The sequence below is a fragment of the Streptomyces sp. 8K308 genome, from assembly GCF_004348315.1.
GTDB lineage: Bacteria > Actinomycetota > Actinomycetes > Streptomycetales > Streptomycetaceae > Streptomyces.
This window is the reverse complement of record NZ_SMKC01000022.1, coordinates 1-16067: the sequence shown is the minus strand read 5'-3', so window position 1 is coordinate 16067 and position 16067 is coordinate 1. Positions and strand designations below refer to the sequence as shown.

The 16067-nt window shown below is 72.0% G+C and carries 19 protein-coding genes; 9 read left to right on the top strand and 10 right to left on the bottom strand.

Features of this window, described 5'->3' with window-relative positions:
• Positions 1-69: 69 nt before the first annotated feature.
• A complete protein-coding gene (locus E1265_RS05790; protein WP_132929131.1) occupies positions 70-1182 on the bottom strand; it encodes a helix-turn-helix transcriptional regulator in 1113 nt (370 codons plus the stop codon).
• A gap of 203 nt (positions 1183-1385) precedes the next feature.
• Here E1265_RS05790 and E1265_RS05785 point away from each other — a divergent pair, with 203 nt between their 5' ends.
• Both E1265_RS05785 and rpmB read left to right on the top strand, forming a co-directional pair.
• Positions 1386-2045 carry a DUF4232 domain-containing protein gene (locus E1265_RS05785; RefSeq protein WP_132929130.1) on the top strand — a complete coding sequence of 220 codons (660 nt, stop codon included), beginning with the start codon at positions 1386-1388 and terminating at the stop codon, positions 2043-2045.
• 119 nt (positions 2046-2164) lie between these two features.
• A complete protein-coding gene (rpmB, locus tag E1265_RS05780) occupies positions 2165-2392 on the top strand; it encodes a 50S ribosomal protein L28 (RefSeq protein ID WP_132929129.1) in 228 nt (75 codons plus the stop codon).
• Positions 2393-2472: 80 nt separating this feature from the next.
• On the opposite strand, the gene E1265_RS05775 is transcribed toward rpmB, so the two are convergent.
• From E1265_RS05775 to E1265_RS05755, 5 genes are all read right to left on the bottom strand, one after another.
• Positions 2473-4854, bottom strand: coding sequence for a helicase-associated domain-containing protein (locus E1265_RS05775; protein WP_347877159.1), 2382 nt, complete (start codon positions 4852-4854; stop codon positions 2473-2475).
• A 149-nt stretch (positions 4855-5003) separates the two neighbouring features.
• Positions 5004-6206 (bottom strand): PLP-dependent aminotransferase family protein, encoded by a 1203-nt coding sequence (locus E1265_RS05770; RefSeq protein ID WP_132929127.1) that lies wholly within the window; start codon positions 6204-6206, stop codon positions 5004-5006.
• Positions 6207-6331: 125 nt separating this feature from the next.
• On the bottom strand, positions 6332-7930 hold the full coding sequence (locus E1265_RS05765; protein WP_132929126.1) for an alpha/beta hydrolase: 1599 nt from the start codon (positions 7928-7930) through the stop codon (positions 6332-6334).
• 163 nt (positions 7931-8093) lie between these two features.
• On the bottom strand, positions 8094-8324 hold the full coding sequence (locus tag E1265_RS05760; protein ID WP_132929125.1) for a hypothetical protein: 231 nt from the start codon (positions 8322-8324) through the stop codon (positions 8094-8096).
• A gap of 186 nt (positions 8325-8510) precedes the next feature.
• Positions 8511-8744: a hypothetical protein gene (locus tag E1265_RS05755; RefSeq protein WP_132929124.1), complete on the bottom strand. Its 234-nt coding sequence runs from the start codon at positions 8742-8744 to the stop codon at positions 8511-8513.
• 91 nt (positions 8745-8835) lie between these two features.
• Here E1265_RS05755 and E1265_RS05750 point away from each other — a divergent pair, with 91 nt between their 5' ends.
• Both E1265_RS05750 and E1265_RS05745 read left to right on the top strand, forming a co-directional pair.
• Positions 8836-9663: a helix-turn-helix transcriptional regulator gene (locus E1265_RS05750; RefSeq protein WP_165953653.1), complete on the top strand. Its 828-nt coding sequence runs from the start codon at positions 8836-8838 to the stop codon at positions 9661-9663.
• On the top strand, positions 9653-9859 hold the full coding sequence (locus tag E1265_RS05745) for a DUF397 domain-containing protein (protein WP_243740556.1): 207 nt from the start codon (positions 9653-9655) through the stop codon (positions 9857-9859). The genes E1265_RS05750 and E1265_RS05745 overlap by 11 nt, the downstream gene beginning before the upstream one ends.
• Positions 9860-10402: 543 nt before the next feature.
• Here the strand turns inward: E1265_RS05745 and E1265_RS38625 are convergent.
• Positions 10403-10609 carry a hypothetical protein gene (locus E1265_RS38625; protein ID WP_243740555.1) on the bottom strand — a complete coding sequence of 69 codons (207 nt, stop codon included), beginning with the start codon at positions 10607-10609 and terminating at the stop codon, positions 10403-10405.
• A gap of 93 nt (positions 10610-10702) precedes the next feature.
• Between E1265_RS38625 and E1265_RS05735 the strand changes: the two genes are divergently transcribed.
• A complete protein-coding gene (locus E1265_RS05735) occupies positions 10703-11287 on the top strand; it encodes a DinB family protein (protein WP_132929122.1) in 585 nt (194 codons plus the stop codon).
• 278 nt (positions 11288-11565) lie between these two features.
• Here the strand turns inward: E1265_RS05735 and E1265_RS05730 are convergent, their stop codons facing one another.
• Both E1265_RS05730 and E1265_RS05725 read right to left on the bottom strand, forming a co-directional pair.
• Positions 11566-12438: an alpha/beta fold hydrolase gene (locus E1265_RS05730; RefSeq protein WP_132929121.1), complete on the bottom strand. Its 873-nt coding sequence runs from the start codon at positions 12436-12438 to the stop codon at positions 11566-11568.
• 33 nt (positions 12439-12471) lie between these two features.
• On the bottom strand, positions 12472-12984 hold the full coding sequence (locus E1265_RS05725) for a hypothetical protein (RefSeq protein ID WP_132929120.1): 513 nt from the start codon (positions 12982-12984) through the stop codon (positions 12472-12474).
• On the opposite strand from E1265_RS05725, the gene E1265_RS36840 reads away from it, so the two are divergent.
• Both E1265_RS36840 and E1265_RS05720 read left to right on the top strand, forming a co-directional pair.
• Positions 12974-13135, top strand: a complete 162-nt coding sequence (locus tag E1265_RS36840) for a hypothetical protein (protein ID WP_165953652.1) — start codon at positions 12974-12976, stop codon at positions 13133-13135. The two genes, E1265_RS05725 and E1265_RS36840, sit on opposite strands and share 11 nt — an antisense overlap.
• A 3-nt stretch (positions 13136-13138) precedes the next feature.
• Positions 13139-13369, top strand: coding sequence for a hypothetical protein (locus E1265_RS05720; protein WP_132929119.1), 231 nt, complete (start codon positions 13139-13141; stop codon positions 13367-13369).
• Between the two features lie 39 nt (positions 13370-13408).
• Here E1265_RS05720 and E1265_RS05715 read toward each other — a convergent pair whose 3' ends face one another.
• Positions 13409-14950 carry an MFS transporter gene (locus E1265_RS05715; RefSeq protein ID WP_132929118.1) on the bottom strand — a complete coding sequence of 514 codons (1542 nt, stop codon included), beginning with the start codon at positions 14948-14950 and terminating at the stop codon, positions 13409-13411.
• Between the two features lie 133 nt (positions 14951-15083).
• Here E1265_RS05715 and E1265_RS05710 point away from each other — a divergent pair, with 133 nt between their 5' ends.
• Positions 15084-15650 carry a TetR family transcriptional regulator gene (locus E1265_RS05710; protein ID WP_207930964.1) on the top strand — a complete coding sequence of 189 codons (567 nt, stop codon included), beginning with the start codon at positions 15084-15086 and terminating at the stop codon, positions 15648-15650.
• 220 nt (positions 15651-15870) lie between these two features.
• Positions 15871-16067 (top strand): helix-turn-helix domain-containing protein (locus E1265_RS05705; protein ID WP_132929117.1); only part of this gene is annotated, 197 nt, incomplete at its 3' end.

The window sequence follows — 16067 nt, the reverse complement described above, 5'->3', positions numbered from 1 at the left end:
CGGGCGCGGCGGACCGCACGTTGCCCAGCAGCGCCCCGCCGGGTGCCGGTGCGGCTGTCGGCACGCGGCTCACTCGGCGTCGTACGAGTACCACTCGGTGCCGCCGATGGGGAACGACCACTCGGGCTGGCCCGTGGTGGCGCTGGTGCGGAACGGCTCCCCCTCGTCATCGATCACGAGCACGCCCTCGCGGTCGCCGCTCGACCAGTCGAGCTCCAGGTACCACTCGACGTCGTGCGCCTCGGTGCTCGCGGTGACGTACACGACCAGCGGGTCGGTCTCGTCCACCCACAGCGGCAGGTCCGGCTGGCCGCCGGCCGCGGTGGGTTCCGGGGCGGCCGCGTCCAGGTCGACGTCGAAGGCGGTGGTCTCCACGGGGCCGCCGCCACAGCCGCCGTACCCGGTGTAGAGGTTCCAGGGCAGCGGGTCGCCGGCCCTGGTCACGCGGACCCGCAGGTCCCGCAACACCACCGTCTCGTCGGCCGAGCTCTGGATGGTGAGCTCGACGTACTGCCGCTCGGCCGAGACGGCGCCCATCGCGCGCGCCCAGCCGGGCGCGGCCGCCTCGTCGGGCGGCGGGGGCACCGACTCGGGCTCCGCGTCGACGAGGTACCAGTTGCCGCAGGCCCCCTGCTCGACCGCGTGCGGGCGGGCGGCCACCGTCACCGGCGCCTCCTCCCCACCTTCCGGCGGCGGTTGCTCCGCCGTGTCCGTCGGGTCCGTGGTGTCCGACCCGTCGTCACGGGAGGCGAGCAGCACGCCGGCGGTCACGGTGAGGGCCGTGGCCAGGGCGACGGCGACGACGACGAGGGCGGGGCGCCGGCGTCGCCCGGCGGGCGACGCGGGTGGCCCGGGCGGCACGGCGGACACGGGCGGCGTGCCGGCTGGTGACGGGGACTCCTGCGCGGGGACCCGTTGTTCGCGCTCCCGCTCGCGCGCCGTGTCGGCCGCGATCCAGCGCCGGTGCAGCTCGACCAACTCCTCGGGCGTCGCCTTGCAGAGCCGAGCGAACCGCTCCACCGTCGCGAACTCGGGCGGCAGCCCGTCCCCCTTGCAGTAGCGGTGCAGCGTCGAGGCGCTCATGTGCAGTCGCTTGGCGAGCGTGCCGTAGCTCAGTCCGGAGCGCCTCTTCAACTCCTCGAGCAACGCGGCCAGATCGGCGATCTCCGTGTCCGCGGACATGTCTCCCCCCTCGTTCCACCGTCCCGGTGGGCCATTCGACGCGCCCCACATCCTTCCAGCTCACCGGGGGTTCGAACGTCCCATCCCCCCGTCCCGGCCATCGTCGCTGGTGGGCGGGACGGGACCCGGCACAACCTGTGGTCGGTCCGGCAGCGACCCGCCGCCGGCAGCACGACAGACCACACGAGAAAGCAGCACACGTCATGAACGCCTTCACGCTCCGCCGCCGCACCCGGGCCCTCGTCGCCACCGTCGCCGCCGTGGCCGCCCTCTCGCTCACCGCCTGCCAGGACGACGAACTCGTGGGCGGCGGCGCGGACCAGGGGTCCTCCGAGCAGGAGGGCACCACCGGCGGCACCGACGAGTCGACCGGCGGCGAAGAGACCGAGGAGACCGGCGTGGAGCCGGGCCAGGGCACCGTCGAGGGCGGCGCCGGCGAGGACGGGAGCACGCCCTGCACCGACCTGAACACCGAGGTGACCGTCTCCCCCGTCGAGCGGCCCATCAACCACCTGCTGCTCACCGCCACCAACACCGGTGACGAGGCGTGCCTCGCCTACAACGCCCCCTTCCTCGGCTACGAGGGGGCACAGGCCCCGCTGCCGTGGGTCGAGGACAGCATTCCGCAGGCCGTGGTCGTGCTGGAGCCCGGCCAGTCCGCTTACGCCGGGCTGATCACCTCGTCCGGCGCCTCGGCGGAGGGCTTCACCGTGACCTCCCTGAGCCTCTCCTTCGCGCAGGCCGAGGGCGGCTCGGCGGGCGACACGGTGGACCTGTCGCTGCCGGGCGGCGAGGTCTTCCTCGACGACGCGGCGGCCGTCACCTACTGGCAGACCTCCATGGACGACGCCCTCATGTGGTAGCCGGCCCGAGGGGGTGGTCGGGGGCGTCCCGGGAGTGCCTTAGACTAAAGGGATGTATGCCCTCTGAGGGCTAGTAGTCGTTGCAGTATCAAGGCCGGTCCCGTACGGAGAGTAGTCGAATGTCTAACCGTTGCGATGTGTGCGCCAAGGAACCCTCCTTCGGCAACAGGGTCTCCCGCCTCGGCAAGAACGCCATCGCGCGTCGGGTCAAGGCGCGGTCGCCGCGTAAGTTCACCCCGAACATTCAGTCCGTGCGGGCGATCGTCGACGGCACCCCGCAGCGCGTCAAGGTCTGCACCTCGTGCCTGAAGAGCGGCAAGGTCACCCGCCGCCCGCAGGCCGCCTGACCGCTCCCGGGACACGGACCTCGCGCCGTGTCGATCCGCCGCCTCAACCAACGGGCGGCGGGTCGACACGGCGTTTCGTCTTATCCGGTCGCGGTCGCGGCCGCCGGCATGACGCTCTGGATGCGGCCGAGGGCGAAGACGCGGTCGTCCTCACGGAGATGGCACCAGGCGTACAGGAACGGCGGGTCGAAGTCGAGTTCGCTGAGCGTGCGCACCGTGTGCGCCCCAGCGCCCGAAACGTACGCGATGGTGACGGCCCCGCCCTCGTGGATGGCGTGGGCGAGTTGGCGCCGGTCGGCCAGGGGAAGCTGCCCGGCGTTCGAGGCCAGGAGTTCCTCGGTGTCCGAGTCGTAGGGAATTTCCCGGTCCTGGTCGGGCTCCCGCGCGTCCACCGGGCCCCTCACCAGGCCGGCGGCCAACGCGCGCAGCTCGGGCTCGCCGACTGGGGCCGTCCGGGGGCGGGGTAGCGGGGCCGGCGCCCGCTCGGTCGGAGGCCGCTCGACGCGCAGGGTGCCGGCGACGGACTCGGCGACCGGCGCGTACCCCTCGGTGCGCAACGCGGCCAGCGTGTCCTTCGGCGTGGCATCCGCCACCACCACCGTGGGAGCCACTCGGCGCAGGCCGAGCTTCGCGAGCCGGCGGTGGGCGGCGAGCTCCGCGATCAGCCCGGGTTCCTCGCCGACGACGACGCAGAGCGCGGACACCACGCGCAGCTGTCCGTGCCGACGGGCGGTGTCGGCGATCAGGTAGCTCAGCGGCTGCGGTAGCGGCTGGTCGGTGACGGCCGCCAGGTCGCCCTCGATCTCCGCCGCCCCGTGCCCGGCGTCCATGGCGCGGCGGACGCTCGCGGGGCTGAACCGCCACAGCGAGGCCGTGCCGTCGGACTCGCGGTCGGCGACCGAGTCAAGCAGCGTCATCAGCCGCGTCGACGGCGTGCCCATGGCCACGGCCGTGAGATCGGAACCGAATCGAACGCGGGACACGGCGGGTGGCAGCAGTCGGCCGGCCCGCTCCGCGAGCTCCGCCGGATCGTCGTCGAGGAGCGCGGCCCCGAGGGGGGAGAGCGCGCCGGCGGCGAGGACGCCCAACGTCGTCGCCTCGCCGATGAGGGAGGCGAACGGTGTGGAATCCTGCGGGAGTTCGTCGGCCATCGGTCGGTGCCAGGGGATCAGGGTGCCGACCTGGGGCGGCCGCGCCGCCCCGTGGCCTTCCGGCAGCCCGCGCAGCGCGGCGCCCAGACCCCGGCGTGCCTGCACGCAGCCCGCGCAGGAGACGAAGGGGGCCATGGCCGGCACGGGCTTTCCCTCCTCGTCTCGGGCGCCGGTCGGGGTCATGGGGAGCCCCCACCAGGCGCGCAGGAGCGTGACCAGCCGCTCGGCCGGCTCGTGCTCCGCCCAGGCGTCGTACGCCTTGGTCGCCACGACCTGGTTCCCGGCCCGGGACAGCAGCCCGGACGCGTGCGCGCACTCCAGGACCAGCCGCACCAGCGGCTCGTCACAGCGCGTGGCCTTGGCGAGCCGGCCGAGCTCCCGGACGCCCACGCCGCCCGACTTCAGGACGGCGAGCGGCCGGTCGGCACACTCCTTGAGCACCGAGGCGGCGCGGGCCGCGAACGCCCCGGCGGCCGCCGCGGCCTCCCGCGCCACCTCCTCGTCGCCGACCGGGACCACGTCGACGGTCGGAGGCTCGGCGTCGAACGGGGCCCGCCATTCCGGGCCGCGCAGTGCGAGCGCCACCTCGGCCGGCATCCGGAGCCGCCCGTACCCGTGGCGCTCGCGCATCAGCAGGCCACGCTCCTCGGCCCAGCGGGAGTCGGCCCCGGGCGCCGGGTCGGGGGAGCCGAAGACGATCCCCCGGTGGGCGGCCGGCGGGCCCGCGGCCCGCCGCTCCAGAAGCTGCCGGGTCCTGGGCGGTGCCTTGGCCACCACCGCGAGGATCCGCTCGGCGGAGCCGTAGTGCTCGCGCAGCGCCGCGCGCCGGGCCGCCTTGGTGTTGCCTGCCGCCTTGACGCCGAGCTTGGTCAGCATGGAGCGCAGGTCCTCGGACGTGGCCGCCGAAAGCAGCGCCTCCAGCGGCTGGCCGAGGCCGAGCGGGGTCTCCCACGCCTCGCGCAGCGCGGTCGCCATCCGCAGCTCGTCGGAGTCCGCCGGCCAGACCAGCGCGTGGTCCGCCAGCGTCGTCAGCGCCTCGTCGAGGCGCCGGACGGCCCGCTCGTCGCGCTGCCCCAACAGCGCCGCGAGGGCGGCGCGATCCCCGTGCTCGCCGAGCGCCGCGACCGCCTCGGCCACCTGCAGCGCGGGCAGCGGCAGTCGGGCCACCGCGAGGGCCACGGAGCCGGGGCGCTGGAGGCGGTCCGCCAACTCCCCGAGGGCGCGCGGCTCCGGGGCCGCGGCTGCGTCCGGTCTGTCGCGGAGCACCCGGTGCAACCGCTCCTCGTCGAGGGTGCTCAGCCATGTTGTCAACGAGGACCGTCCTGCCTCGGGCATGGGCGCCCGCTCACCCCTTCCTCACGTCGCCGTCGCCGCCGGTGCGGGCTCAGCGGCACCGGCGGTACTTCGTTCCCCACAGTAGAGGGGTGGACGCGTGCTCGTGGCCACTCAGCCGGGGACCGTCAGTCGAGGGCCCGCCGCAGCCGCCGCAGACCCTCCGCGATCTCCTCCGGGGTGTGGGTGGTGAAGGAGAGCCGTAGTGTCGTCGGGTCGGGCCGGCCCGCGTAGAACGGGGCGCCCGGCACGTAGGCCACGTCGTGGGTGATGGCGGTGCGCAGCAGCGCGGTGGCGTCGTGCCCGGTCGGGAGGCTCGCCCAGACGAACATGCCGCCCTCCGGCTGGTTCCAGGTGCTGCCGGGCGGCAGCGCGGCCGGCAGGCCCGCGAGCAGGGCGTCGCGGCGCTCGCGGTAGGCGGCGCGGACCCGGGTGAGGTGCGCCGCCAGGTCGCTGTCGGCGAGGTAGCGGGCGGCCGCCGCCTGGTCGACGGCGGAGGAGTGCAGGTCGGCGGCCTGCTTGGCGATCACGCAGGCGCGTCGTAGCGCGGCGGGGGCGCGCAGCCAGCCGAGGCGCATCCCCGGGGCCATGATCTTGGAGAAGCTGCCGAGCAGCACCGCGCGGTCCTCGACGCCGGGGAACGAGGCGAGCCACGGCGCCGGCTCGCCCTCGAAGCGCAGCTCCCCGTACGGGTCGTCCTCCACGAGCCACAGGCCGTGCCGCTCCGCCGACTCCGCGACGGTGCGCCGCCGTTCGACGGGCATGGTACGGCCGGTCGGGTTGTGGAAGTTGGGGATCAGGTACAGCAGCTTCGGTCGCTCGGCGGCGATCAGCCGGTCGAGCGCCGCAGGGTCGACGCCGTCCGCGTCGCACGGCACCGGCACCACCCGGGCCCCGGCGAAACCGAAGCACTGGAGCGCGGCCAGATACGTCGGGTCCTCGACGAGCACCACGTCGCCCGGTTCGAGCAGCGCGGTGGCCACCAGCGTCAGCGCCTGCTGCGAGCCGGCCGTGACCAGCAGTTCGTCCGCCTCGGTCGGCAGGCCGCGCCCGCCGAGCCGCCCGGCCACGGCGGCGCGCAGCGCGGGGTCGCCCTCGGTCGTCGCGTACTGCAGCACCCGGCGCGGCGCCTCGGCCAGCACCCGGTCGTAGGCCGCGCGTATCCGCTCCGCGTCGAACAGTTCGGGCGCCGGCAGCCCGCCGGCGAACGAGATCACCTCGGGCCGTGCCGTCAACGCCAGGATCTCCCGCACCGGCGAGGCGCCTACCGCCGAGACCCGCCCGGCGAGCGGCGGCAGGGGGGTGCGGGCGGCGGGGAGGTCGATGCTCATGGAGGAAGGGTACGGCGGATCGTTGTAGATGCCACCTACTTTTCGGAATGCGGGCGTCTTTCCGCACCGGGGGCAGCGCCGGACCTCCGCCGAACCGGCCTCGGCCCCGCGCCTCGACCAGGCCCTCAGCCGGCGCTGGCCCGCCGGTCGCGGACCTCGACGCGCAGCGTGGCGTTCGGGCCGAGCACGGCCAGCGCCCGGGCGGTGGGGGGCAGGGCGATGTCGGCGACGTGCTTCCCGTTCTCGCGCCGCCAGGCGGCGGGGGTGCGCGCCTCGGCCGGGAGGCCGTCCGTGATCGGGTCGAAGGACTCGGGTGAGCCCGCCACCATGCTGTTCCAGGCCACCCACGCCTCCAGGCCCGCGCCCTCGCCGCCGGCTCCGCCGGGCCTGATGTCCACGATGAGGGTGTCGGCCCAGGCCGGCACCTGCTCCAGGTGGTCGGTGAGGTGGATGCGGCCATCGTCCTCGTTCAGGGTGAACACGCGCAGGGAGAAGGCGTGGCGGAGCCGGTCCCGGTGCAGGAGGAAGGTGCCGGCCACCGGGACGGCGACGTCCGCGTCCCCGTCGCGGCGGCGGATCTCGTCGCTGAGCTGGACGGGGCACCAGTGGGCCGCGCTCTGCTCGGTCATCACGATGGGCAGGCCACGGATGGTGAGCCTGGTGTCCGCCTGCCAGACGGGCTCGTCGGGAACGGAGCCGGGGAGGCCGGCGAGGGCGAGGGCGACCTGCCAGCGGCCGAAGAGGAAGCGTCGCAGGTTCTGGTAGCCCTCCTCGGAGTTCACCTCCCCGTACGTGCCGGAGTGGGAGCGGTAGACGTAGGCCCGGTGGGCGCCCCGGACATAGGCGCGCTCGATGCGGACCAGGCCGTCGCTCTTGGGGCCGACGGGCACCCGGGAGAGGCCGTAGTCCTTGGGGTTCGTGCCGACGAGGCAGAAGACGTCGTCGGTGTCGAATGCCTGCTCGGGGAGGCGCTGCGGGTCGAAGTCGGCCGAGCGCGGCGGCCGGTCGCCGAAGTGCGCCTTGGGCTCCAGATAGCCGTACATCTTCTCCGGCGCGAAGATGTCCGAGCCGGCCGGGCCGAAGACCTGCTGCGCCCAGTCCATCGCGTCGAGACGGAGGTCGATGCCGCCGTGCGGGGTGCCGTAGGTGAAGAACCGCGCCACCAACTCCTTCGCCGACGAGCGGGGCCTGCCGTCCGCGTCGGGGTGGAAGCAGACCTTCTGCATCATGCACCGGACGACGAGCCCGCCCATGGAGTGCGCCACCAGGAACACCCTGGGCGCCCCCGTCTTCCGCCGGATCAGCTCGATGAGGTCGTAGAGGCCGGCCGCCGCGGACTCGATGTCGAAGCCTTCCGCGGAGACCCGGCGGCGCAGCCTGCCGAGCAGCCGCTCCGGCAGGCTCTCGTGCGGCGGCGCGGCGAAGGTGGTCGCGGCCTGGTCGTAGAAGCGGTACACCCAGAGCGAGGCGGGCGGCACGCTGGCGTCCTCGACGCCCCGCAGGTACCGGTGCTGGTCGCCCCGGACGAGCAGTTGGTACCCCTCGTCGGTCATCAGCCGCAGCAGCGGCCCCTCGAACTGGTAGAACGCCGGGTCGCCGTCGCCGCCGACGCGCACGTGGGTGGCGCCCCGGTTGAAGCCGTAGAAGGGATCGTCCACCTGCTCGTTGATCCCGGCGGTCGGCCCGGCGTAGCCGCGCACGTAGACGATCGGCAGCCGATCCATGGGGCCTCCTCTGGTGTCACTGCCGACCAGTCTCGGGACCGGCCGCCGCGCGCCGAGGGAGGAACCGGCCCGCGCGGTGCGGAGGTCACCCGGACGGGGGCATCCCACCACCGGGAGAGCGAAGGCCGGGTGAGTCGCCGTCGCGGCGCCACGGGTTCGCCGGTCAGCGCTTGGGCCGGGCGGGCCGCCGGTACGGGCGGGCCGCCTTGAGGATCGTGTTCCAGCGAACGGTGAGGGCGTCGCCGGACAGGAACTCCAGCCGCTTCGCGCCGCCGTGCAGGCTCACCAGGTCGCGCACGACGAACGGCTGGCCGCCGATGGTGATGATGTCACCGCGCTGCAGCGTCGCCGCGTTCACGGTGATCGACTCGATCGGTTGGTAGTACTCAGTCACCGTGCCTCACCCCGCACGGTCGGGCACCGGTGGTGACACTCGCACGAGCACGGTTCGAACCGGATGCCGACCTCGGGGATCGGCGGGCGCACGACGCCCTCCCGGCACTCGTCGTGCCGGCGGAGACAGCAGCTCACAGACAGGTGTTCCTCGCCACCGCGCGGCGGGGAGTTGGGCTGCACGCCGTCACCTCCTCAACCGCTCAGCGGCCCGGTTGAGGACTTCCGCCAGCAGCGCCGCCGTTTCCAGGTCGCAGCGACCGAGGTTGATCAGCGGGTAGGCGCAGCCGGCGGCCGTGGTCACGGGGGCGAGCCCGAGCGAGGGCAGCACGACCCCGTTGGTCCGAGGCGTGGCGTCGAGTTCGTCGCGGGCCGTCCGGACGAGATCCCTGAGTGGATTCTGACTCTGTGGGGTAATCACGCCACTACCATCGGCGTATACGCATGCCCGGACACCCTCTGGGCTGTTCCCAATTCTCCTGTGTTAACAGGGGAGTTGAATGGAGGTTCGAATGGAGCTGAACCCCGACGACGACCGCCTCACCCACCGTATGGTGCTGGCCAGGCATCTCAAGCGACTCCGCAAGAAGGCGGGCCTCTCGCTCCGCGAGTTCGAGGCGAAGATCGGCTACAAGTACTCGTACCTCAGCCGTGTCGAGAACTGTCATCAGTTGCCGTCCAACGAACTAGCGGAGGCGTTGGACAGGTTCTTCGGCACCGGCGACTTGTTCGTCGATCTGCTGAAGGCGGACGAGAACGCGGCGCTTCCGGACTACGGGCTCATGCTGCGCAAGGAGCAGACGGCCGTCCAGATCCAGGAGATGACCAGTTCTGTGGTTCCTGGCCTCCTGCAAACCGAGGAGTACGCTCGCCAGTTGACTTTCGTCGGGTACTCGTGGGACACGGAAGCGCAGATCGATAAGTGGGTGTCCGACCGCATGCATCGAAAGCGCATGTTCAAGCGTGAAGTACCTCCGCATTACTGGGCCCTACTGGATGAAGCGGTTCTAGCCCGGCCAATCGGTGGTTCTCGGGTCATGAGTGCGCAACTCGACTACCTGCTGCAGGTGATGGAGAGCGTCTACACCATTGTGCAGGTGATTCCCTTCAACTGTGGGGGGACTCCTCTGGTAGGGGGCAGTGCTATGCTCGCGACGTTTTCTGACGGGTCCACGATCGGTCACGTTGAGGGCGTCATGACGGGCGGGCCGATGCTCTCCTCGGCGAGGCTGCTCAAACTGGCGCGACAATTCGGCGTGGTCCGCTCGATGGCTCTTTCGGAAGAGCGATCAATTGGCGTCATCCGGCGATATTTGAAGGAGTACGAGCGTGCTTACTAGGCCCATTCAAGACGCCTCCACCATCGCTGGCTGGCGTAAGTCGAGCTACAGCAACAACGAAGGCGGGACGTGCGTCGAGGTCGCCGACGGCTTCACCCGCGTCGTCCCCGTCCGTGACAGCAAGAACCCGACCGGCCCGGCCCTCGTCGTCCCGGCCGCCGCCTGGCAGGCGTTCGTGACGGACGTTCGGGCCTGAGAGCCCGCAGCGGCCTGGTACGGCCGGGTGAGCCCGGGGTGTCGCTGTTCCAGATACTCGGGCAGGCGGATCGGGCGGCCGTGAACGCCTCGTAGGTTCGCAGAACGTGCCCATCCACGCGGCCAGTTCGTTGTCCGGTGCCGAACGCTCGTCCTGGCGTGCGAAGCATGTCGACGATGCTCCCCGCAGAGCGTCCCTTCTCCTGGCTCGAGACCTCCACGCGCGCCAACATCTTCGCCGCGGAAGTCGGCCTCGGGGAACATCGGTACAGCGGTAATCGGTGAGATTGATCATGGCCCGGGCGGTACAAGCGTGGTGACGCGGTTCTCGTACTCGTGGCGGGCCTTGCGCTGCGCCCCGGGATCGCCGGGGCATCGGAGGTGCCGTCGAGCGGTTGGCAGCGGGCGAGGAGCCGGTGGTGCACGGCCGGGACGGCGGGGCGGCGTCCGGTCTTGCTGCCCTTGGCCTCGGCGGCGTCGCAGTCCGTCGTGGGTCAGCTCGCGCTGGAGCTCGCCGGTGGCGGCGAGGGGCTGCCCATGAACTTCACGTGGATAGCAGTTCTCCGGTGCGCGGGTGGCGGGCGGTGAGGTCCATCGAGGAGAACGCGCCGTCGTGGATGCGCAGGGCGACCGGGTCCTCGATGCCGGCCTCGTCCAGGACGAGGTTCGGCCGGGCGGTCGACTGCTCGTCGGTCGAGACACCGCTGGTGGACCTTCGCCCCGAGGCGGTGCCGTCCGTGAGCGTGAACAACGGCCGCTGGCCAGGCGGCCTCGGCTCCACCCATCGTTGCGGACCATGTGCGGATCTTGAGACCACGAGCAGCCCGTGGCAGGCTCATGCCGCGTGATCGATGAATTCGCGAAAGACAACCTGCACGGGAGACTGCGGCGGGACCGCAAGGTGCTGCTCTGGAAACTCGACGGCTTGTCCGAATACGACGCCCGCCGACCTTTGACAGCGACCGGGACCAACCTCCTCGGCCTGGTCAAACACGTGGCCACCGTCGAGGCCAGGTACTTCGGCGAGGTCTTCGACCGTCCTTCCCCGGAACCGCTGCCCCGGTGGCAGGACTCCGACGGCAGCGATCTGTGGGCGACCGCGGACGAGACCCGCGATCAGATCATTGGGTTCTACCGGCGCACGTGGGAACACTCGGACGCGACGATCAACGAGCTTCCCCTCGACGCCCCCGGCCGCGTGCCGTGGTGGCCGGAGCCTTATGCCGACACGAACCTGTTCGCCGTCATGGTCCATGTCCTCGGCGAGTCCATCCGGCATGCCGGGCACGCCGATATCCTGCGCGAGGGCCTCGACGGCCGGACCGGGTTGCGCGCCGAACACGAGCAGCAGATCGACGAGGAAGCCCGTGCAGCCTACTGCGCGAAGATCGAGCAGACCGCCAGGTCGGCCGCACCAGTCAAGGCTTAGTTGGGCATAGCAGGCAGCCCGGCATCGGCTCCCCTGCCGACGCTTGCGATTTCCGAGCACCCCGGCCACCTGGTATGCCCGCGTCACCCAATGTGGGTGTTCAGTCCACGCCTTCGTCGTCCTCGTCCAGCTCGGGCGCGTCCGGGTCGCGCAGCGGGCGCGGGGCCGAGCGAGCCGAGCTGGTCCTCCAGGAAATCGAACCGTGCGTGACCTGGTCCCAACCCACCCAGGCGGGCCTGTCCGACCGGGCCGTGGCGAACGGGGCTGAACGGCCGAGTTCACCCGGCCGAGGCCCAGAAGTCGACCAGCGCCCGAGCCGTCTCGACCGGGTGGCTGATGTTGGGGGAGTGGCCCGCGTTGGCGATCACCACGCGGCGGGCGCCAAGGCGGCGGGCCATGTCGTCCTGCCAGGGCACCGGCCAGGTGGGGTCCTCGGCGCCGGAGATCACCAGGGTGGGGAGTCCGACCCGGGCCAGCTCCGCCACCCGGTCCGGTTCGTTGAGCAACTGCTCGCCGGTGGCGATCAGTTGCTCGGGCACGTGGTTGAGCCAGCGGCGCCGCATGAAGGCGGCGACCTCGGGATCCTCGTCGGGGGTGGTGCGGGGGTCGAGGGCCCGCATCGCCTCCCAGATGCTCGCCATGTCGGTCGTGGAGAGGGCGTCGACCAACATCCTGGTGCGGCCCTGCTGCGGCGCGTCGACGACGGCCGGGCCGACGTTCATCAGGGTCAGGGACGCCCAGGGGGGCGGCTGGGCCGAGGACAGCACCGCCGCTCGGGCGACCAGGCCACCGAAGGAGTGGCCGAGCAGGTGCGCCGGGCCGGGTACTTCGGCGGCGATGGCGGCTGCCTGCGCCCGCACGTCCCCGGCCAACTCGGCCTGGGCGTAGGCGGAGACGGCGCGCGGGCCGTCCGTCTCGTGCTGGCCTCGCCCGTCCACGGCGAGGACGCGGAAGCCGGCCCGTGCCAGGGGGGCCAGCAGGGGGATGAAGTCCTCCTTGCTGCCGGTGAACCCCGGCAGCAGCAGCGCCGAGCCCAACGGGAGGGTGCCGGGCCCCGGCGCGGCGTCGAGCGCGGCGAACGTGCCCCGATCCGTGACCAGTTGACGGGCCTTGGCCTCGGTGGGCAGCACGATGTCACTGAGCCGACTCATGTCTCGGCATCCTAGGGTGGAATGACCTGCGCATTAGTCCCGTTGAATCCATCCTCCGGCCCGGCCCAGCGCCCGCCACATTCGTGTCTCCGCACGTCGTTGCTGATGTCGGTGCGTTTCCCAGCCGAGAACGGGGCGGCCATAGGCGGTGGTGGCCAGTTCGTTGACGTCTCGTTCGATTTCGCGCAGGTGGTGGCCAAGACGTAGGATGCCGAGATTGCTTCGGCGCCACCAGATGAGCGAGAAGCCGACGATCAGCGCCGTGAGGTAGATGTTGGGCCGGTCCGGGCTCAGGTTCTCGGCCGACAACAGGGCCGCGATCAGTCCGGCGAATCCGGCGATCTGCGTGCGGGCCGCCACGCGCTGCTGGATCTCGTTGCGCAGGGAGTCGTATTCCCGCATCCGCAGCGCGATGATCTCCGCCGCCGTCTCCCGCGCGTCCCTCGAATGCGTCATTCCAGCCCCCCGGAGCGCCGCCTTGTTCGAAAAGCCTAGCGGTCCGCGCCCCCGGTAGACGCTGTCCCACGATGCCTGGGTGAGCGCCACCCTGCCGGAGCCGCGGCAGGCGGTGGCGGCGGTGGCTCCCTCCCGGCTGACCGAGTTCTTCGAGTACATGCGGCGAGCGTTCGTCCAGGCCGGCGAAGAGGACAGCGTGCTGCCCGTGCGCGCGGCGCACCGCGAGGTCGCGGGTGGCTGACGGGTGTTGGGAGCCGGACCCGACGATCTGCCGGACGGCCTGACCGGTCGCGACCCATACGGGCGCCGGCCGAGCGGGACGTTGGCGGCGGAGCTTCGCCAGCGGGTGGAACTCAACGCCGACGACCTGGAGTTCGCCCGGGTGCTGCTGGACGACCTTGGTGCGGACGGTCTGCTGCGGATGACCGTCCGGATCGGCACCGTTCCCCCGCTACCTCGGCTTCAGGCCCCATGACCGAAGGGTCATGGGGCCCGGGGCCTGGTGTCTTCCGGGTCACGCGGACTCGATTGGCGTGGCCGTTGCCTCCTGCCGCGTGAGGGCGACGGCTGCGGGGCGGCCGTGCCTGAGCAGTGCGGCGACGGCGGCGGCAGCGCAGACGACCACGACGGCCGCGCAGATCAGTGCCGTGCTCATGCCGTCGGCGAACGCCTCCCGTGCCCGGTCGGCGGCGGGTGAGCCGAGGCGCAGGGCGACCGCCACGGAGTCGCGCGCCTGTGCCGCGACCGGTCCTGGCAGTCCGGAGAGGTCGAGCTGGTCGCGGTAGGCGGACTGCATGATGCTGCCGAGCACCGCGATGCCGAGCGCCCCGCCGAGTTCCCGGGTGAGGTCGTTCACCGCGGACCCGATGCCCTGCTGCGACGGTGGCAGCGCGTCGGTGATGGCGGTGGTGGCCGGGGTCATGGCGAGTCCCATGCCGGCGCCCAGCGGCAGCAGTCCGCACAGCAGCAGCCAGTAGGAGCTGGAGCTGTCGAGCTGGGCCAGGACGGCCAGTCCGGTCGAGATCAGGAGCAGGCCCGCCACGCAGGTGGCGCGGGTGCCGGCGCGGGCCGCCAGCCGGGGCGCGATGACGCGCGCCGACGGCATCATGCCAAGCGCCATCGGGATGAGGCTGAGTGCCGCGACGAGCGGGCTGTTGCCGAGCACCAGCTGCAGGTACTGCAGCACCAGGAAGACGAACCCGAAGAACGCGAAGAACTGCAGCGTGAGCGAGAGCGTCCCGGCGGCGAACACCCGGTTGCGGAACAGGCGCGGGTCGAGCAGCGGATTCGGCCGGGACAGCTCCCAGTAGACGAAGCCGACCAGGATCGCGATACCGGCGCCCAGGCCGCCGATCGTGTGCCAGTGCGCCCAGCCGACGACAGGCGCCTCGATGATCGAATAGACCAGGATGCCAAGACCGGCCACCGTGAAGAGTGCGCCGACGAGGTCGAGTTTCGGTGCCCGCGGATCGGCCGATTCCGGGATGACGAGCAGCGTGCCGATGATGGCGGCGGCGGCCAGGGCGATGTTCAGCGCGAACACGGAACGCCAGGACCAGGCCTCAAGCAGCAGGCCGGAGGCGAGCAGGCCGAGGATCGCGCTCGCCCCCGCGACCCCGGCCCAGGTGCCGACCGCACGGGAGCGCTCCTCGCGCGGGAACGTGCTCGTGATCGTCGAGAGCGTTGCCGGCATGACCAGGGCCGCGCCCACGCCGAGCAGGCCGCGCATCGCGATCAGCATCCCGGCGCTGTCGGTCGCCATCGCCGCGGCGGAGGCCCCGCCGAAGACGGTGAGGCCCGCGAGCAGCGCCCGGCGCCGCCCGAACCGGTCGCCGATCGCACCGCCCAGCAGGAGCAGCGCCGCGAACACCAGGGCGTAGGCGTCGATGATCCATGAGAGCTGCGTCAGGGAGGCGTGGGTGTCGCGGGCGATCGACGGCACCGCCACGTTCAACGAGGCGACGGCCGCGACCACGGTCGCGAGAGACAGGCAGATCACACCGAGGACGGCGCGCTGCCTCGTGCGGGTGACTGCCACTTCCTGGGGGGATGACATGCGATCGACCTCAATTCATCGGCGTTGAATTGAGTGTGGCACGGCCGTTCGGTAGATTTCAACTGTGATGAATAAATCGACCAGGAGAGGGCGCAGGACCGGCCCTTCCGCCACCCGCGAGCGCATCCTCCAGGTGGCCAGAACGCAGTTCCTCAGCGCCGGCTACGACGCGGTGACCATGCGGTCCATCGCCGCCGAGGCGGACGTCGACGCCGCTCTGATCAGCTACTTCTTCGGCTCCAAGCGCGGCCTGTTCGGTGAGATCCTGGCCCTGGCCGCCAACCCCGCACAGGTGCTCGCCGATCAGCTGCCCGGCCCTGTCGCGACACTGCCTGAACGGCTGCTGCGCGCCCTGCTGTCGACCTGGGACGACCCGACCGTCGGCGCCTCACTGCGCGCCGTCGTCGGCGGCGCCACCGGTAGCCCGGACCTCACCCGCCTCCTCAGGGAGATGGTCGAGCAGGAGATGGTCAGCCGGATCGCCGAGCGGCTGGACGACGCCGACCCAGCGGAAGCCGAGGCAAGGGCCGCCGTCCTCAGCGCACAGCTGACCGGGATCATCTACAGCCGCTACCTGCTCGCGGTCGAGCCGTTCGCCTCGATGCCACCCGACGAGGTGGTACGCCGCATGGCCCCCGCACTGCACGCGGCACTGCACACCCACGAACAGAAGTGGAACCCCTCGCCCGGCACAGGATGACTCGTGCGCGGCGACCGACAGGTGTCGTGTGGAGCGGGACGCCCCAGCGGTCTGGCTGCCCGCTGAGGCGTGCCTGAGGCGTGGTGGGCCCATGCCCCGCACCCCCGAAGCGGCACTCCGTGCGTCGCCGCCGGTCGCCGCGGGGCGGGGGTTAACCCCACCCCCGGTCCGGGGGGTCGTCGGATCGTGCGCACGCACCTGTGCACAGGAGTCTGTGCACATGGCCTTCACCCCATCCCTCGACGGGCTCAAGGCACTCGCGCACCCCAGGCGGTTGCGGATCCTCGAGTGGCTCGGCGTGCACGGGCCCGCCACCTCGGCGCGGGTCGCGCGGGGTCTCGGGCTCAACTCCGGGGCGACCAGTTACCACCTGCGGGAGCTGGCGCGGCACGGGTTCGTCGTGGAGGAGGACGGGGC

What these genes read in the sequence shown, in the direction of transcription:
- E1265_RS05790 (WP_132929131.1), bottom strand. Translation starts at nt 1,182, where the DNA reads ATGTCCGCGGACACGGAGATCGCCGATCTGGCCGCGTTGCTCGAGGAG.
- E1265_RS05785 (WP_132929130.1), top strand. Translation starts at nt 1,386, where the DNA reads ATGAACGCCTTCACGCTCCGCCGCCGCACCCGGGCCCTCGTCGCCACC.
- rpmB (WP_132929129.1), top strand. Translation starts at nt 2,165, where the DNA reads ATGTCTAACCGTTGCGATGTGTGCGCCAAGGAACCCTCCTTCGGCAAC.
- E1265_RS05770 (WP_132929127.1), bottom strand. Translation starts at nt 6,206, where the DNA reads ATGAGCATCGACCTCCCCGCCGCCCGCACCCCCCTGCCGCCGCTCGCC.
- E1265_RS05765 (WP_132929126.1), bottom strand. Translation starts at nt 7,930, where the DNA reads ATGGATCGGCTGCCGATCGTCTACGTGCGCGGCTACGCCGGGCCGACC.
- E1265_RS05750 (WP_165953653.1), top strand. Translation starts at nt 8,836, where the DNA reads ATGGAGCTGAACCCCGACGACGACCGCCTCACCCACCGTATGGTGCTG.
- E1265_RS05730 (WP_132929121.1), bottom strand. Translation starts at nt 12,438, where the DNA reads ATGAGTCGGCTCAGTGACATCGTGCTGCCCACCGAGGCCAAGGCCCGT.
- E1265_RS05715 (WP_132929118.1), bottom strand. Translation starts at nt 14,950, where the DNA reads ATGTCATCCCCCCAGGAAGTGGCAGTCACCCGCACGAGGCAGCGCGCC.